The sequence below is a fragment of the Flavobacterium solisilvae genome (assembly GCF_012911605.1).
Taxonomy (GTDB): Bacteria; Bacteroidota; Bacteroidia; order Flavobacteriales; family Flavobacteriaceae; genus Flavobacterium; species Flavobacterium solisilvae.
In genome coordinates this window covers 1-16,003 of the sequence record NZ_JAAMPT010000205.1, presented here as the reverse complement: position 1 = coordinate 16,003, position 16,003 = coordinate 1, and the positions used below count along the sequence as shown (strand labels likewise).

Annotated in this window: 14 protein-coding genes, 1 tRNA gene and 1 pseudogene; 6 read left to right on the top strand and 10 right to left on the bottom strand. The window is 34.0% G+C overall.

Translation table 11 applies throughout. The features are described from left to right. Positions 1-22 precede the first annotated feature (22 nt). Positions 23-2,293: a cation:proton antiporter gene (locus G6042_RS06805; protein WP_169523554.1), complete on the bottom strand. Its 2,271-nt coding sequence runs from the start codon at positions 2,291-2,293 to the stop codon at positions 23-25. Positions 2,294-2,466: 173 nt separating this feature from the next. Between G6042_RS06805 and G6042_RS06800 the strand changes: the two genes are divergently transcribed. After that, positions 2,467-4,887, top strand: coding sequence for an efflux RND transporter permease subunit (locus G6042_RS06800; RefSeq protein ID WP_169523553.1), 2,421 nt, complete (start codon positions 2,467-2,469; stop codon positions 4,885-4,887). A gap of 59 nt (positions 4,888-4,946) precedes the next feature. Continuing rightward, on the top strand, positions 4,947-6,380 hold the full coding sequence (asnS, locus tag G6042_RS06795) for an asparagine--tRNA ligase (protein ID WP_169523552.1): 1,434 nt from the start codon (positions 4,947-4,949) through the stop codon (positions 6,378-6,380). A gap of 99 nt (positions 6,381-6,479) precedes the next feature. Here asnS and G6042_RS06790 read toward each other — a convergent pair whose 3' ends face one another. Both G6042_RS06790 and G6042_RS06785 read right to left on the bottom strand, forming a co-directional pair. Further along, positions 6,480-6,791 carry a hypothetical protein gene (locus tag G6042_RS06790; protein WP_169523551.1) on the bottom strand — a complete coding sequence of 104 codons (312 nt, stop codon included), beginning with the start codon at positions 6,789-6,791 and terminating at the stop codon, positions 6,480-6,482. 32 nt (positions 6,792-6,823) lie between these two features. After that, positions 6,824-7,120: a hypothetical protein gene (locus tag G6042_RS06785; protein ID WP_169523550.1), complete on the bottom strand. Its 297-nt coding sequence runs from the start codon at positions 7,118-7,120 to the stop codon at positions 6,824-6,826. A 186-nt stretch (positions 7,121-7,306) separates the two neighbouring features. Between G6042_RS06785 and G6042_RS14440 the strand changes: the two genes are divergently transcribed. The 3 genes from G6042_RS14440 to G6042_RS06770 all read left to right on the top strand — a co-directional run bounded on the left by G6042_RS14440 (position 7,307) and on the right by G6042_RS06770 (position 9,950). Beyond that, positions 7,307-7,750 (top strand): helix-turn-helix domain-containing protein, encoded by a 444-nt coding sequence (locus G6042_RS14440; protein ID WP_169523549.1) that lies wholly within the window; start codon positions 7,307-7,309, stop codon positions 7,748-7,750. Between the two features lie 118 nt (positions 7,751-7,868). Continuing rightward, positions 7,869-9,335, top strand: a complete 1,467-nt coding sequence (rpoN, locus tag G6042_RS06775; protein WP_169523548.1) for an RNA polymerase factor sigma-54 — start codon at positions 7,869-7,871, stop codon at positions 9,333-9,335. A 9-nt stretch (positions 9,336-9,344) separates the two neighbouring features. Beyond that, the gene (locus G6042_RS06770) at positions 9,345-9,950 is read left to right on the top strand and encodes a hypothetical protein (RefSeq protein WP_169523547.1); all 606 of its coding nucleotides are present in this window, start codon (positions 9,345-9,347) and stop codon (positions 9,948-9,950) included. On the opposite strand, the gene G6042_RS06765 is transcribed toward G6042_RS06770, so the two are convergent. The 5 genes from G6042_RS06765 to G6042_RS06745 all read right to left on the bottom strand — a co-directional run bounded on the left by G6042_RS06765 (position 9,945) and on the right by G6042_RS06745 (position 13,790). Continuing rightward, complete coding sequence (locus tag G6042_RS06765) at positions 9,945-10,637, bottom strand: porin family protein (protein ID WP_169523546.1); 693 nt, start codon at positions 10,635-10,637, stop codon at positions 9,945-9,947. The genes G6042_RS06770 and G6042_RS06765 overlap by 6 nt on opposite strands. Before the next feature lie 18 nt (positions 10,638-10,655). Further along, positions 10,656-10,742 (bottom strand) — tRNA-Ser (locus tag G6042_RS06760). Between the two features lie 58 nt (positions 10,743-10,800). Further along, the gene (locus G6042_RS06755) at positions 10,801-11,829 is read right to left on the bottom strand and encodes an asparaginase (protein WP_169523545.1); all 1,029 of its coding nucleotides are present in this window, start codon (positions 11,827-11,829) and stop codon (positions 10,801-10,803) included. Next, positions 11,819-12,955, bottom strand: a complete 1,137-nt coding sequence (locus G6042_RS06750) for a 1-acyl-sn-glycerol-3-phosphate acyltransferase (RefSeq protein ID WP_169523544.1) — start codon at positions 12,953-12,955, stop codon at positions 11,819-11,821. The genes G6042_RS06755 and G6042_RS06750 overlap by 11 nt, the downstream gene beginning before the upstream one ends. 64 nt (positions 12,956-13,019) lie before the next feature. Continuing rightward, positions 13,020-13,790 (bottom strand): TatD family hydrolase, encoded by a 771-nt coding sequence (locus G6042_RS06745; RefSeq protein ID WP_169523723.1) that lies wholly within the window; start codon positions 13,788-13,790, stop codon positions 13,020-13,022. Between the two features lie 116 nt (positions 13,791-13,906). On the opposite strand from G6042_RS06745, the gene G6042_RS06740 reads away from it, so the two are divergent. Continuing rightward, on the top strand, positions 13,907-14,344 hold the full coding sequence (locus tag G6042_RS06740; protein ID WP_169523543.1) for a retropepsin-like aspartic protease: 438 nt from the start codon (positions 13,907-13,909) through the stop codon (positions 14,342-14,344). Between the two features lie 83 nt (positions 14,345-14,427). Here G6042_RS06740 and G6042_RS06735 read toward each other — a convergent pair whose 3' ends face one another. Both G6042_RS06735 and G6042_RS06730 read right to left on the bottom strand, forming a co-directional pair. Beyond that, positions 14,428-15,666 carry a TCR/Tet family MFS transporter gene (locus G6042_RS06735; protein ID WP_169523542.1) on the bottom strand — a complete coding sequence of 413 codons (1,239 nt, stop codon included), beginning with the start codon at positions 15,664-15,666 and terminating at the stop codon, positions 14,428-14,430. Positions 15,667-15,861: 195 nt separating this feature from the next. Then, a pseudogene (locus tag G6042_RS06730) lies at positions 15,862-16,003 on the bottom strand (lipoyl domain-containing protein); the annotation flags it as partial.

Sequence of the window (16,003 nt, the reverse complement as noted above, 5' to 3'; positions counted from 1 at the left end):
ATGTTAATTTTAGGGATTTAATCTAAGACTTCACTATCAACGCCGAAGGAATATCACTAAGCCAAGTTTCTTCTTCGTTTACTAGATTTTTCCAACTTTCTAAGCTAACCAATACTAGATCTTGTTTCTCCAAAAACGGTTTATAGAGTTTTTCGTAATCTACCAATTGAAGATTATTGGCATATTTCAATTTCAATCCTGCAACAGCATTTTCGATAATGAAATTATTTTTTCGCTGATTGCTGTTTTCAACAATTGTGACTTTGGTATTGTTATTAAAAATCAATCGTTCGGCATAATCAAAAAGAAAAGCATCGCCAATACTCATAATCGGAATGGTTACGTTTTCTACTTTCTTCAAATCTTTATCAATCAAAATTCCAAGTGGTGTTTTGGTTTTTGAAATAATCAATCGGGTTCGTTCATCAAAAGGTGAATTTTCAAAAAGACCTTCTTTTCCAGTAAATTTATCCAACAATCGGTCAGGATTTATAAATCGGGAAGTGAAACCTAAAACCTTTCCTAAAATCGTTCCTTCAAAAATAGATTTTCCTAAACCAACCAACAATAAATCATATTCACCTTTGGCAGATACATCGGCAATATCGGTTTCGATATCATTTGTTGCTTTAAAAATTGTGGTAATTTCTTGGTTTAATGCTTTTGACTCTCGAACAATTGGTTCAAATGCTTTGGTTTCATATTCGTCTAAATCATAGGCATGCAATTCATCACTTGAGGTAAAATGCATCGCTGTAACCACAGTCGTTTCGGTTTGTTTTTTGACTAAACTATTGGCTAATCGCAATAATGATTTTCCTTTTTCGTTGTTTCCAAAAGAAATCAGCACTTTATAATCGGAGTTGTTTTTAATTTCTGCTGGAATGAAAACGTCTTTTGATTTGAATATATAATTGATAATATCCAAAGCTGGTCCAGTCATAAAAGTTGTAACCAATGCCATGATAACCATCATCGTAAAAACTTTTGGCGAAAGCACTCCAAGTTCGTAACCAATATTCAATACGACTAATTCCATCAATCCGCGCGTGTTCATCAACGCACCAATGGTTAAACTATCGCGCCAATTTTGCCCAACAAATCGCGCTGCCAAAGCACTTCCGAGAAACTTTCCAATAACGGCAACCAAAATAATGTAACCTGTTATTTTCCAAAGATAAGGTTCATTAATTAGTCCGATTTCGGTTCGCAATCCTGTAAAAACAAAGAAAAGCGGCAGCAATAAAATCACCGCAACATCTTCTACTTTTTCGATAAAAATATTTCTAAACTTTGCACTTTCGGGCATAATTGCTCCAGCCATAAACGCTCCAAACAACGCATGAATTCCAATAACTTCGGTAGAATAAGCCGAAACTATTACCGTTAAAAAGAAAATAGCAACAACAGGTTTGTTCAAATTTCCTTTGTTGGCATACAAATCGCCAATGCGTTTTAAAAATGGTTTCACTACAAAAAGCATTGCCAAAACATATACAACTGCCAACGCAATAATGTATAACGAACTCACAAAAGTTCCTGCTTTTACAATGGCAATTACTGCGGCAAGTAAACACCAAGCCGTAATATCATCGGCAGCAGCACACGTAATTACAATTGTTCCCAATCTCGTTTTATGAATGCCTCGTTCTTGTACAATTCTAGCTAAAACTGGAAACGCTGTAATACTCATAGCAATTCCCATAAATAATGCAAAAGACAGAAATTCAACGCCTTGTGGTGCAAATTCGTGATAAATAAAATAGGATAATCCAATTCCAAGTGCAAACGGAATAACAATACTAGCATGACTGATTACAACGGCATCATTGGCTTTATTTTTCAATACTTTTAAATCCAATTCCATCCCGATAACATACATGAAAAGTATCAAACCAACTTGACTTAAAACCTGAAGATTTCCAAGTGATTCTACTGGAAACAGCGAATGATTTAAATCAGGGAAATACAATCCAAAAAGCGATGGTCCAAGTGCAATTCCGGCAATAATTTCTCCAATAACTGTGGGTTGACCAATTTTTCTAAAAATCCATCCAAAAATTCGGGCAACCAAAACAATGGTTATAATTTGCATTAAAAGCAACGCTACCGGATGTTGCAAATTATGAAAAAGAGACGATAAAAATTGTGTAAATAAAGTATCTGTAGATGAAGGTGAAACAATTTTTCGACCAACTTCAAGCAGTTTTCCTTGTTCTACAATCCAATACATCAAAGCCGTAAAACCGCCAGTTACTAAGATATAGAACAATGTGTTTTTTAAATTTCTCATCCATTCAAAATTGCTATACAAATATGAGAAAAAGGAATGTTATTTTCTAAAAAAATAAGTGAAATAACTTTAACTTAATTTTTGCCTAAAACAAATTAAAATTAGGTCAATTTCTTTCAGAAAAAGAAGTGTTTTTTACTGTTTTGATTACCTTTGCAACCCATTAGAATTCTATGAAAAAATTGTTAGGTATTGGTTTTTGGGAATTTGTTGCAAGAATAATTCTTAGAAACCGAATTGTCATCCTTGTTTGTATCGTTTTAGTTACTGTTTTGCTGGCTTTGCAGTGGAAATCAACTCGATTTACACAAACCGAAGCTAATCTAATTCCGTTAGACGATAAAGTAAATGTAGATTATCAAAAATTTCTTGATCGTTTTGGCGAAGAAGGAAATCTGATTGTTATTGCTACAAAAGATAAAAAGCTTTTTACCCCAAAAGTATATCAAGCTTGGAGCGAATTGATGCAAACCATTCAGTCTAGCAAAGAAGTTAGCTTGGTCGTTTCGGTGGATAATTTGCAGAAATTGGTTAAAAACGATTCGCTGGAAACCTTTGAATTAAAACCTTTGGTTGACAAAAATAAAATTCAAGACGAAGCCTACTTAACTCAAATTCAAAAAGATTTATTCAGCAAAATGCCTTTTTATGAAGGATTGTTGTTCAATAAAAAATCGGGTGCTATTCGTTCGGCAATATATTTGGACAAAAAAATCGTCAATACTAAAATCAGGAAAGATTATGTACTGCAAAAGTTAATTCCTGCTATTGAAAACTTTACCGAAAAGACTAACATTGAGCTTCATACTTCTGGAATGCCATACATCAGAACGTTGAATGCCAAAACGATAATTGATGAAATTGGACTGTTCATTGGCGCCGCTTTATTGATTACGTCGTTGATATTTTTCTACTTTTTTAGATCGTTCAGAGCAACATTAATTTCGTTAATTATTGTAATTATTGGCGTAATGTGGTCGTTTGGAATAATCGCTGGTTTGGGTTATGAAATAAACGTACTTACGGCTTTAGTGCCAACATTGGTTATCGTAATTGGAATCCCAAATTGTATTTTCTTTATCAATAAATACCATCAAGAATATCATAAACATGCGAATAAAGCCAAAGCATTGCAACGCGTTATCACGAAGACAGGAACAGCAACTTTAATGACTAACATCACGACAGCTGTTGGATTTGCTACATTTATTGCTACTAATAATGACTTGTTGAGAGAGTTTGGAATTGTAACAACCATCAATATTTTGGCAATTTACACACTTTGTTTATTGATTGTTCCGATATTTTTTAGTTACATTCCACCGCCAATTCCACGTCATCTTGGTCATTTGGAACGAGAATCATTGACTTCTTTTTTAAAATGGATTGTCAATACGGTAAAATACAATCGACTTGGCGTTTATATCACTTCAATTTGTTTGTTGATTTTCGGAATTATTGGAATTTATAAAATAAAAGTTTCAGGAAGTATTATCGAAGATATGCCAAAAAACACTGGATTTTTTGAAGATATTCGTTTCTTCGAAAGAGAATTTGACGGTGTAATGCCTTTAGAAATCATGATTGACACCAAGCGAAAAAATGGTGCGATGAAACTTACCAATCTGCGAAGAATGGAAGATTTAGAAGAAACCATTATGGATATTCCTGAACTTTCAAAACCATTATCGATTGTAAATATTGCCAAAAGTTTTAACCAAGCTTACTACAACGGAAATCCAGAATATTATAGCTTGCCTTCATCACAAGAAGAAATATTTTTGTTGCCGTATATTAAAAATTCACTGAAAAATTCGAAAGATAATCAGTTGAAAAGCTACATTACTTCAGATGGAAGCGTAGCCAGAATGACTACTTTCATCAAAGATGAAAATGGTGAAAAAATGGAAGCCATTGAAGCGCATATTCGCAATAAAGTCAATAAATTGTTTCCATCACCACGATATGAAGTCATCATCACAGGAAAACCTTCGGTATTTCAAAAAGGAACTAAATATCTGTTAGACAATTTATTATCATCATTATTATTTGCTTTTGCCTTGACTGGTGGATTGGTTGCTATTATGTTTCGTTCGCTAAAAATGGTATTGGTTTCTATCATTCCAAATTTATTGCCATTAATTATGACTGCAGGTTTGATGGGCTTTTTAGGCATTCCGCTAAAACCGTCAACGTTATTAGTTTTTGGAATTGCTTTTGGAATGTCAGTGGATGATACACTTCGATTTTTAGCACAATACCGATTGGAATTGGCTAGAAACGACTGGAAAATCAAAAAATCAGTTTTTGCTACGTTCAACGATGCGGGAATTAGTATGTTTTACACGTCAATCGTGCTGTTTTTTGGGTTTTCGGTATTCATGCTTTCTAGTTTTGGCGGAACAGTTGCGCTTGGCGGATTGGTTGCATTAACCTTATCCTTTGGAATGTTGTCCAATTTGGTTTTATTACCGTCATTGGTATTGACTTTGAATAAAACGTTGGCAAACCAGCAAGAATTACCAGAACCAATAATTGATATTTTAGAACAAACCGATGAAGCAGTCGATGCTTTAGAAAAGAAAAATAAATAATTTATATTTGCGATAGATTTTAAAATCTAATATCTAATATCTGAAATCTAATATTTAAAATGAAACATACAAAAGTTAAAGCGCTTTTAAGCGGCTCGAAGGTGAACACAGAAGTAAATGCAAAAGGTTGGGTTAGAACTTTTAGAAATAATCAATTTATAGCGTTGAACGATGGTTCAACGATTCATAATATCCAATGTGTTGTTGATTTTGAAAACACACCAGAAGAAACCTTAAAAAGAATTACAACAGGTGCTGCGATTTCGGTAATTGGAAATTTAGTTGAAAGTCAAGGTGCTGGACAAAAATTTGAAATTCAGGTTACTAAACTTGAAATTCTTGGCGATTCTGATGCAGAAAAATTCCCAATGCAACCGAAAAAACATTCGCTTGAATTTTTACGAGAAAATGCTCATTTGCGTGTAAGAACAAACGCTTTTGGCGCAATTATGAGAGTTCGTTCAGTTTTGGCGCATGCGGTTCATACGTATTTCCAAGAAAAAGGATTTGTTTATGTAAATACGCCAGTAATTACTGGTGCTGATGCTGAAGGCGCAGGCGAAATGTTTCAAGTAACTTCATTACCTTTAGACAATCCGCCAAGAACAGAAGACGGAAACATCGATTACAAAAAAGATTTCTTCGGAAAACACACCAATCTTACAGTTTCTGGACAGTTGGAAGGCGAAACTTTTGCAATGGCATTAGGTCAAATTTATACTTTTGGACCAACTTTTAGAGCTGAAAACTCAAATACTTCTCGTCATTTGGCGGAATTTTGGATGATTGAACCAGAAGTTGCTTTCAATGATTTGGATGACAACATGGATTTGGCAGAAGATTTTATTCAGTATGTCATTAAATATACGATGGAGAAATGCCAAGACGATTTGAAGTTTTTGGAAGGTCGTTTATTGGAAGAAGAAAAATCAAAACCACAAGCTGAACGTAGCGAAATGAGTTTATTAGAAAAATTGAATTTCGTTTTAGAAAACAACTTCAAACGTGTTTCTTATACCGAAGCGATTGATATTCTTAGAGATTCAACACCAAACAAAAAGAAGAAATTTCAATACATCATCAACGAATGGGGTGCAGATTTACAAAGTGAGCACGAACGTTATTTGGTAGAAAAACACTTCAAATGTCCGGTGATTTTGTTTGATTATCCAGCCAATATCAAAGCGTTTTACATGCGATTGAATGAAGACGGAAAAACGGTTCGCGCGATGGATATTCTTTTTCCAGGTATTGGAGAAATTGTTGGTGGTTCGCAACGTGAAGAACGTTATGATGTTTTGGTGGAAAAAATGAAAGCGTTAGGAATTGACCAAGAAGAACTTTGGTGGTATTTAGACACAAGAAGATTCGGTTCGGCAGTTCACTCAGGTTTTGGATTAGGTTTTGAAAGATTAGTATTGTTCGTTACTGGAATGACCAACATTCGTGACGTAATTCCGTTTCCAAGAACACCACAAAACGCAGAATTTTAAAAGAATTAAGAATTAATGCAATGTGAAATTTTTAATTCTAAATTTTTTAAGTTTAAAATAAAAAATCCCTTTTTCAAAAGTAAAAGGGATTTTTCATTTTTAAAAATGTTTAAGTGAACCTAATCCCGCTTTAATTCTCATTTCATTCCTAATTCGATCTACTCTTTTTGCAAAGGAAAATCCTTTATGTTCAATTGCTTCCAATATCATTCGCATCATAGCATATTCCTTTTTTAGTTCAAGATGAACAAGAAATTCAGCTAATTCAAAGACATCTTCATTAACAATTAACTCCTTAACATTTTCAGGAATTGACAAAAAACTTGACCAATTTTTTTCTTCTCTACGCTTTAAAAAAGGCTTAACAATAAAAAAGTAAACCAATATTCCAACAATAATTAACTCTACCATACCTAGTCTGCCCATTTTAATAAATTAAAAAATTAAATATTCTTTGGCAACATAAACTTTGTTCCACATGATGGACACATTGGTCTATCAAATTTTTTACCTATATAATCTTTACCAAAAATCCCACCTAAAATAGCTCCAGGAATTGTTCCTGCAATTGCTCCCAAAGGTCCGCCAGCTATACCAAATTTAGCTCCAATAATTGCTCCTGCCGCAACACCACCTAAACCACCTTTTATTTCACCTGAATTATTTTTTTTATGTAAAAATTTATAACCACATGAAGGACAATGTATGTTAACTGTGTTTAAATCCAAATCTTCTCTCATATTTCTGTCTCTTTTAAATTTTTAAAATGATTATACTGATACTTGAAAAAATGAAGCTTTTCACTTATTATATAAGTCAAGTAAAACGAAACTATATTTAATACAAGTAATAGAAAAAAATAAGTATCTAACTCCAATTTATAATTATTACTATAAAAATGTAAAAAAGAAAGAACCAACAAAGCAATGTTGACAAACCAAATCAAGATATTAAATCTTTCAAACATTTTTTTCTTTCTATGTATATTGCTTAAATCTTTCAAAATAAAACTTTTATATAAAATCATTTTTTACAAATATATAAAATGCAGTAATATAAGGTTACAAAAATGCAGTATTTTTTGGTTCTTTTTGTGTGTGCAGATTTCAGAAAACAAAATAAATTACTACACAAAAAAAGTTCCTCTTCTAGTCGGAGAACAAATTAGGAAGTACCGAAAAATGAGGAAATTAACCCAAACCGAATTGGCGAATTTGGTTTGGAAAGACAGACAATATCTCTATAAAATCGAAAAAGGAAAAGTAAACCCAAGTATTTTTACATTAGCGTTGATTGCTTTGGCATTAGAAATTTCTCTGTCAGAACTACTAAAAGATGTTGTTTTAGAACACGACCAAAACTACCTTTAAAAAAATCAAATTTATACTTAACTTTGCTCCACAAAATGCAGAGTTTTAATTGTTGTCTGTTATCCGTTGTCAGTTAGTAACCGACAACTCATAACCGACAACTGACAACAACTATAAAATGTTAAAACAGTTTTTAAATCTTAAATTATCTCAAAAATTATCTCCTCAACAAATTCAGTTGATGAAGTTAATTCAATTGCCTACGCAAGCTTTTGAACAACGACTGAAAGAAGAGTTGATTGAAAATCCGGCATTGGAAAGTGGCAAAGATGAAGATGAAATTTATGATAAAGATGAATTTGACAACAATGATGATTATGACGAATTTGATGATAACGAAAGCATTGATGCCGACGAAATCAACATTGATGAATATTTAAGCGACGACGAAACACCTGACTATAAGTTACAAGCTAACAATTATAGTGACGATGATGATGACCGCGAAACACCGTTTGTAGCACAAACTAGTTTTCATCAGGATTTAATCAATCAGTTGAACACTTTTATTCTTAGCGATAATGACAGAGAAATTGCCGAGTTTTTGGTTGGAAGCATTGACGACGACGGTTATCTTCGAAGAAGTATTCAGGATATTGTTGATGATATGGCATTTACTCAAGGAATTTACACTGATGAAAAAGCGGTTGAAAGAATCCTAAACATCATTCACGACCTTGAACCTGCCGGAGTTGGCGCACGCGATTTACAAGAATGTTTGCTTCTGCAACTGAAACATAAAACACCAACAGAATATGTTGATTTGGCGATTACGGTAATCGAAAATCACTTCGAACAATTTACCAAAAAACACTACGAAAAGCTGTTAACTTCTTGTAATGTTTCTCAAGAGCAACTTAAAAAAGCGATTGAAGAAATTGAAAAATTAAATCCAAAACCTGGAGGTTCTTTTGACAGCAGCAATCGTGTAGTTGAACAAATTGTTCCCGATTTTACCATTAGAATTGTTGATGGTGAACTTGAGTTGACACTTAACGGACGAAATGCACCATCGCTTCACGTTTCAAAAGATTATCAAGAGATGTTGCAAACCTACAAGGATTCTCGCGATAAATCGGGTTCACAGAAAGATGCCGTTCAGTTTATCAAACAGAAATTAGATTCTGCGAAATGGTTTATCGATGCTATTCGTCAGCGACAAGAAACGCTTTATGTAACGATGAATGCTATCATGTATTTTCAACAGGAATATTTTCTTGATGGCGAAGAAACGAAGCTGAAACCAATGATTTTAAAAGACATTGCCGATATGGTTGGTTTGGATATTTCTACCGTTTCGCGTGTGGCAAATAGCAAATATGTTGACACACCTTATGGAACGAAATTAATTAAAGAATTCTTCTCTGAAGCGATGAAAAACGACCAAGGTGAAGACGTTTCGACATTGGAAATCAAAAAAATATTAAAAACGGTTGTAGAAGACGAAGACAAAAGCAAGCCGTATTCCGACGAACAATTAGTCGATATTTTAAAAGAAAAAGGTTATCCAATTGCCCGAAGAACTATTGCAAAATACCGTGATTTATTAGATATTCCTGTGGCGAGAATGAGGAAGAAGATTTAATAATTTGTTATGAAAAAAATCCTTCCCGTTTTTTCATATCTCTTTCATCCAATTTTCATTCCGCTTTTAGGAACTTTTTTCTATGTTGCTCTGGATGACAATTATTTCACATTGCCACAATATTTGGTTTTATTTATCCAAATTATCATCATTTCTATACTATTGCCATTGGCTTTTTTCTATTTGCTTAGAACTTTTGGAAAAATAGACAGTATTATGCTTTCGGATATTTCCCAACGAAAAATTCCGCTGCTTTTGCAAATTATGCTCATGTCAATTCTCATCGCAAAAAGTATTACTATCAATCGATACTTTGAGCTTTTTTTCTTTTTCTCTGGTGGTTTGTTCAGTACGATTATTGCTTTTATGCTTCTTTTCGCCAAAATAAAAGCAAGCATTCACATGATTGGAATGAGTGCTTTGACTGTTTTTATCATCGGGTTAAGTGTTCATGCCGAAGTAAACATTATTAATACCGTAGTGTTTTTTGTACTGATGAATGGTTTTGTAGCTTCATCTCGACTGGAAATGAATGCTCATACAAAGAAAGAATTAGCAATTGGTTTTGTTTGTGGAATGTTGCCTCAACTATTGCTGTTGTATTTTTGGCTATAAAATATAGAACATCAAGCCTAAATGTAACGCATTCAAATCTAAAGATTTTCCGTCAATTTTTGCGGATGATTTAAAGAAAGAATTCAACCCATAATAACCATACAAATTTACAGTATTCCAACCTACAGAAATGTATGCGCCATATTGAATTTTATTGATGTCATCATTATTTGAAATAGAATAATTTCCTAAAGAAGAACCTAATTTATACTGATTGTAGAACACATAACTTAGTTTTAAACCTGTATAAACTCGCCAAAACTTATAACTTTCGGGAGTTGAATTTCGCCATCTAAATTCAATTGGAACGTCAACGGAATGAAAAGTAAATCGGCTTTTGTCTAACGTTTCATCTTCGGGAATAGGAAAATAGTCATTTCCGTCAACCGTTTGATCTACAACCAAATTCTGATTGTACATGTTAAGTGAATATCCAATTCCTGCTGCAATCGCCAAAGTTCTATTTTTATTGATTGGCATATCTCTCAAAAAACCCAACGAAATGGCTGGAGAAAATTTGCTTTGCTTAAAACCATCTGGCTGATTTTGCATTGTACTATAAGCAACGCTAAAATAAAATTGATCTTCTCTATATAGCGAATCCACAGCATCAAAATCTACCTCTGCTTGCTGTGCAGTTATGCTTGAAGTTATAAAAAAACCTAAAATGTAGAAGTAAACTCGCATAACATTTTATTTTAAAAGCAGAGAGGATGGGATTCGAACCCACGATGCAGTTGCCCACATACAAACTTTCCAGGCTTGCTCCTTCAACCACTCGGACACCTCTCTTTTTGTGTTGCAAAGAACAGCAAATTTTTTCACTAAAAAAAGTGAGAATACCAATTTATTATGACATTTCGCCTCGCAAAGAAGTTTCAAAAATCGTTTTGAAAACCGCTGGCGCCACTTTTTGACCTAAAAGATACATTAGCTTGGTAATAGCCGCTTCGGTAGTAATATCTTTTCCCGAAATTACACCTATTTCTTTCAATTGAGTACTCGTTTCATATTGTCCCATGTTTACACTTCCGCCAGAACATTGCGTAACATTAATGATATACAAACCTTGTTTTGCCGCTTTTTTTAATATCGAAATAAACCAATCTTCAGTTGGTGCATTTCCAGAACCATAAGTTTCTAGAATAATTCCCTTCAAATTAGGAATAGCAATAATCGAAGACAAAATAGTTTCGCTAATTCCTGGAAACATCTTGACAATAATCACGTTATCGTCCATTTCTTTGTGAACCAACAACTTTTTGCTAGATTGATTTTGCAATAAAACCGAAGTCGTAACATTCAAATGAACTCCCGATTCTACTAACGGAGGATAATTTGGCGAAGTAAAAGCATTAAAATGTTCCGCACTTATTTTGGTTGTTCTGTTGCCGCGATATAATTTGTATTCAAAATAAAGACACACTTCCTGAACAACAGGTTTTCCTTTTTGTTGCAACGAAGCAATTTGGATAGCAGTAATTAAATTCTCTTTAGCATCGGTTCGTAAATCGCCTATTGGAAGTTGCGATCCCGTAAAAACAACTGGTTTTCTTAGATTTTCCAACATAAAACTCAACGCCGAAGCCGAATAAGACATCGTATCCGAACCGTGAAGTACAACAAATCCATCAAACTGCGAATAATTTTCTTCAATAATTTCGCTAATAGCAACCCAATGTTCAGGATTCATATTAGAGGAATCGATAGGATTTCTAAACGAAATTGTCTCAATATTACAATCCAATTGCTTCAGTTCAGGAATATTTTGCAATAACTTTTTAAAGTTGAATGACTTCAAAGCGCCAGTTTCAAAATCCTTAACCATACCAATCGTTCCGCCGGTATAAAGCAAAAGTATGTTGGGTTTAGACGGCATTTTCATATTTCATTTTGTTCACCACAGGATTGGCATACATCAGCAAGAAACTTTCCATCATTTGTGGATTATTCTCGTCAATTTTCATTTCTAAACGTCTTTCAAAAAGTGATTTTTCGTTTTCAGTATAAAAATCTTTGTAAATTTCAGATTTATGAAGTAAATCGTATGCAATATAATTGGTTGGCCAAAGTTTGTAGGATTGCAAAATAGAATCATCAATTACCTGTGCCAAAGCTTGTATTTGTTTGTTGCTATTATCAAATTCAGTTGCAATAGCATCTAATTCATCCTTCAAAATATCGCCAACATGAATATGAATGCGTTTTTTTTGTCCAATAATTCCGCTGATTAACGTGATAAAATCTTCGTTTTTGTCTTTGATATATTTTACAGCATTGGCTTCAGCCATCAATTGTGGCATTTTCAACGCATCAGTTGGATCATATTCATACGAAATCGAAACGGGAACGATTTTTATTTTTTTGAAATAATCAATTAAATTCGGCTCATCCGAACCCATTCCTAACATTTTTAAAACGCCAGAATGTGTCGCATCGTTTCCATCTTTTGTTCGTCCTTCGCGTTGAGCAATCCAAACCGAACGATTTTCACGCAACAACAATTGCCCAATATATTCCGACATCAATTTGGAACTTTCCAATAATTCTCTTGGTGGCAAACCTCTTTGAACCAAGAAGTTTCGGTTTAATCGTGACAATGTTTTTAAGAAATCTTTCTTTACTAAATTATCTCCAATTGCCGATGCCGTCATTACTAATCCGTGATCAAAAAGACTGACATTTAGTAACGATGTGTCTAAAATAATATCTCTATGATTGGAAATAAAAAGATAGGAAGTGTTTTTTTCTAGCTTTTCAAAACCCGAAGTGGTTAATCCTTCTGACGATTTTTGCAGTACTTTTTGAACCGATTGATAAATGAAATTACACTGAAAATCTCTTATAGAATGGGTTCTTTTTAGCTGTTCTTTCCAAATAGCATCATCAACATTAGGAAAGGTAAAATCCATTATTGCCTTCATCATCGGATGATTGACAGAATTGCAAATGGCTTCATTTACTTCAGCATCATAAAACGGACGAATAGAATCAAATTTTGACATTGTTTGTTTGGATTTTCAAAAAACAAATGAACAAAAAAAAACGCAATTAGACGTTATAATTCCATTAAATCCCAAAAACTTGTTTGGAATTTTCGGTAGTAATCCGTGCTATTTCTTCAATCGGAAGGTTATAAATTTGGGCTAGTTTTTCTGCAACAAGTTTGGTATAACTGCTTTCATTACGTTTTCCACGAAATGGAACTGGAGCCAAATAAGGCGAATCGGTTTCGAGTACAATATGTTTTAAATCAATTTCGTTCAAAAACTGGTCAATCTTTCCGTTTTTAAACGTGGCAACACCGCCAATTCCCAGTTTCATCCCTAAATCGATAGCGTGTTTTGCTTGCTCAAAATCGCCTGTAAAACAATGAAATATCCCAAATAGTTCAGGTGATTTTTCACTTTCCAAAACCTCAAAAACTTCATCAAAAGCCTCGCGACAATGAATATTAATCGCCAATTTGTGTTTTTTTGCCAATTGAATTTGAAACCTAAAAGCTTCTTGCTGAATTTGCAACGTAGTTTTATCCCAAAACAAATCAATCCCAATTTCGCCAACGGCATAAAACTTTTTTGCTGCCAATGATTTTTCCACATGAGCCAATTCCTGCTGATAACTTTCTGGCTTAACATAACACGGATGCAAACCCATCATCAAGAAAATATTCTCCGGAAATTGCGTTTCCAAATCATACATTTTTTTAGTATAACTGCTATCGATTGACGGAACAAAAAAACGAGAAACACCAGCTTCAATGGCGCGTTCAATCATTTCGGTTCTGTCATTTTGAAATTCTTCAGAATAAAGATGCGTGTGCGTGTCGGTTAAAATCAGTTTCGAGTTCAAAGTCTTGAATTTAAAGTTGCAAAATTACAATTATTAAGTGATAAGTAAAATTTAAAAACTTTGCGTACTTTGCGACAAACTTTGTGATACATTGTGCGCCAACTATGAAAAACCTAGACGACGTTCTAAAAAAAGAAAAATACAAGAAACTCAATTTTAAAGTTTCCAAAACGCAACATCTATTGATTAAGGCCAAAATAAACGGTGTAACTGGAAATTTTATTCTCGATACTGGAGCTTCAAACAGTTGCGTAGGTTTTGAAAGTATAGAACTATTTAATTTAAAAGCAGGAAAATCAAAAACCAAAGCCGCTGGTGCTGGCGCAACGGGAATGTTTACGCAAATTGCCAAAAACAATTCCTTAAAAATTGGTCGCTGGAAAACAGAAGATTTTCACCTGATTATTTTTGACATGTCACACGTCAACGATGCGCTAAAACAGTACAAAGCCAAACCCGTTCAAGGTATAATCGGTGCCGATGTTCTGCTAGAAGGCAAAGCTATTATTGACTATGCCAATCACTGTTTTTATTTGAAGTAAAAAAATCAGGAGCGAATCAGTAGGCTTATTTCTAAACCATTTTCCCGCTTTCCTCTCGTTAAAAAAACGAGATTCAATCGGGGCTAAAGAATATTCGTCTTTTGCAAAGTTGACATTCTTTTAACAGCATAAAAAGCTATAACTGTACTCAACAACATCAAAAATCCGCCTAAAACAAACGGCGAACCCGGAAATAAAAATGGCGCTTCATCATGCGTAAAAAAGTAAAAAGTATTCGTCATCATTGGCGGACCAACAATAGCCGAAGCACTCATTAAACTTGCCAAAGTTCCTTGAATTTCGCCTTGTTCATTTGGTGGAACTTTCCCCGAAACCATCGATTGCAATGCTGGACCAGCAATTCCACCTAAACAATACGGAATTAAAAACACAAACATCATCCAGCTTTCGCTTGCAAAAGCAAAAAGCAACATTCCAATAGTATAAAGCGATAAACCAATATAAATACTTTTTTCATCGCCAAGTCTTGGGCTTGTCCATCGGATTAAACCACCTTGAACAATTCCAACCAAAAGTCCAACAACACCAAGCGAAATGCCAACCATTTTTTCATCCCAATTAAATCGATACATCGTAAAAAAACTCCAATTACTATGAACCGCATGCGAACCTACATATAGAAGAAAAATAGCAAAAATCAACCCAATCAACGATGGATATTTTTTTAATCGAAGCAATGCTCCAATAGGATTGGCTCGTTTCCATTCAAAAGCTCTTCGGTTTTCCTTTGATAACGATTCGGGAAGAATAAAATAACCGTATAAGAAGTTTAAAAAACACAAAATTGCTGCGGCATAAAAAGGAACTCGAGAACCAAATTGTCCTAACAAACCGCCAACAACTGGACCAATAATAAAGCCTAACCCAAATGCTGCACCAATCATCCCAAAGTTTTTCGCTCTATTTTCTGGCGTACTAACATCGGCTATGTAAGCAGAAGCCGTTGTAATACTTGCTCCAGAAACTCCTGCAATAATCCGACCAATGAATAACCACGTTATTGTTGGAGCAAAAGCGAGAAGTAAATAATCTAACGAAAAAGCAAAAAGCGACAATAGAATTATTGGTCTTCTGCCAAATTTGTCACTCAAATTCCCAATTAATGGAGCAAAAACAAACTGAGTTATGGCAAAAGCAAATGTTAACCAACCGCCATATTTTGCAGCTTCGCTAACATCGCCATTAATTAACTCAGAAATCAATTTTGGAATAACCGGGATAATAATTCCCCAACCCGTGATATCGATAAGCATCGTGATAAAAATAAATCCGATGGCTGCTTGTTTTTTGCTTTGCTTCATACTTTGAAAATGTATTACAAAGAAAAGAAAAATCCCAAACTCTAAAAGAATTTGGGATTTATATTGTTTTGTATGACTGTCCTGAAGTTTCGGGATGTCAAAGTTTTATAATTCTAATGCTTTTTTAGCATTTCCATTCATTAAATGTTCTACTGGATTTTCTAATGCTTCTTTTTACAGCAACCAAGAAACCAACAGACTCACGACCGTCGATAATTCTGCTTTTAGCGTGATAATTCCGCTTGCTTCTGCGGGTAATTCTAATGTTGCTTTATCAGAATCAACTTCGGCAATGGCTTGATCTTTTTCTACATAATCGCCATCTTTTACTAACCAT